This window comes from Polaribacter sargassicola, from assembly GCF_021991835.1.
GTDB lineage: Bacteria > Bacteroidota > Bacteroidia > Flavobacteriales > Flavobacteriaceae > Polaribacter > Polaribacter sargassicola.
Genome location: NZ_JAHDAU010000107.1, coordinates 1 through 336, shown reverse-complemented (window position 1 = coordinate 336; position 336 = coordinate 1). Strand labels below are relative to the sequence as shown.

The window sequence follows — 336 nt, the reverse complement described above, 5'->3', positions numbered from 1 at the left end:
CAGCACGGTCACCGCGCAGAGGAGGAGGATGACCGTGCCCGACCAGTTCACCCGCTCCATCCTGATGCGGGGTCGTCGGCCGTCGGCGGTGACGGTGGTGATGGTCTGCGTCGACATCAGAGGGCGTTCCTTCCGCGAGTCAGCGAGAGCTGCAGCAGCGAGATGAGCACGGCGACGATGAAGAAGATGGTCGCGTTGGCCATCTGGTACGCGTAGTCGCCGCCGTTGAACCCGGCGATGATGGTCATCGCAATGGAGCGGGTGGCGGTGCCGGGGCCGCCGTTGGTGAGGCCGACGATGATGTCGTAGGCGTTGAGGAAGCCCTTGAACCCGAGG

At 65.5% G+C, this 336-nt stretch carries 1 pseudogene; it reads right to left on the bottom strand.

Features of this window, described 5'->3' with window-relative positions:
* Window positions 1–116: 116 nt before the first annotated feature.
* A pseudogene (locus tag KI686_RS17510) lies at window positions 117–336 on the bottom strand (hypothetical protein); the annotation flags it as partial.